Origin of the sequence: Pseudomonas sp. 58 R 3 (assembly GCF_900006605.1) — a bacterium.
In the GTDB taxonomy this organism is placed as follows: domain Bacteria; phylum Pseudomonadota; class Gammaproteobacteria; order Pseudomonadales; family Pseudomonadaceae; genus Aquipseudomonas; species Aquipseudomonas salomonii.
Map to the genome: position 1 here is coordinate 112544 of NZ_CVTT01000080.1, position 1010 is coordinate 113553.

General features: G+C 52.7%; 1 protein-coding gene. It reads right to left on the reverse strand.

The window, feature by feature from the left end; translation table 11 throughout:
- On the reverse strand, window positions 1-906 hold a 906-nt coding region (locus tag BFP92_RS30775), incomplete at its 3' end, for an IS4 family transposase (protein ID WP_139114121.1).
- Between the last annotated feature and the right edge of the window lie 104 nt (window positions 907-1010).

The following is a 1010-nucleotide window of genomic DNA, read 5'->3' on the forward strand; positions in this document are numbered from 1 at the left end:
CAATCCCAGGTGCTCACTTTTTACGTCTCGAAAGCCTTCTTCGATCTGCATGCGGCGCTTATAAATCGCTACGATCTTTGCTGGATTCCATTCGTCTTGCTTCAGATTGCTGGCAAGCAACCAAGGCTCCCGTTCACGCCTGGCTGACTGCCGGCTGAGCTTACTTTTGGCGATTGAGCCGGTAACTCGTTGATGCTTGCGGCCCTTGGCTGAATGTCGCACGCAGTACAAATCGATCAAGTGCGGAGCGCTACGTGTCATCTCGACCCGGCCAATCGACTTGGGTGACGAGGTGGCCAACGCATACAAGTTTTTCACGGGCAGCCACTCATTTTCGTCACCACGATATAGCTCACGATTTCGTATGCGAGCCACGTAGTACCAGCCCTGCGCAGCCACTGCTTTCATCCATGGTCGCCGGAAACCTGCATCAGTAACCATCACTGGAACACATCCATCGGGCAGTAGTTCAGCCAGTGTTTTGAGCAGGCGGTTTTGATATTTGGGGCAACCCTCGCGCTCATGAACACTTTCATAAATTGGAAATGAGCGCCCCGCCAGCGGTATCGCGGCTCTCAACAAAAAAGCATTACCGGGAGCATCAATTCGTGACCAGTCAACCAAGATTAATGGGTGCTTCACCGACCCCAGCAATGCCCGCAGGATCACCCAGTAGAACAGCGGGCGCTCTGCTCTGAGGTGTTGATTGCCCAGCAACCGATCGACCCGCTTGATTGCATGTTTGGGGTACGCCTGACCTGGCATAAAACGTCCGAGTGCTGTCAGCGTCAGGCGGCGGCCTTGCAGTAACGAACTGACACAACTCATCAGTGTTGTCAGGCGACGAGAATGGATTGAAGGCAGTGCTTGAGCGAGCGCTCTGTGTAAAAATCGGATGGCTTGCATGGGTCGGGGATCTTGTTTTTGTGTGGTGCAAACCAAGTTGCCGACTCATGCAGGCTTCTTCAATAATTCCAACTTCTTGATTTTTCGTAAGAAAAATCGGGGAT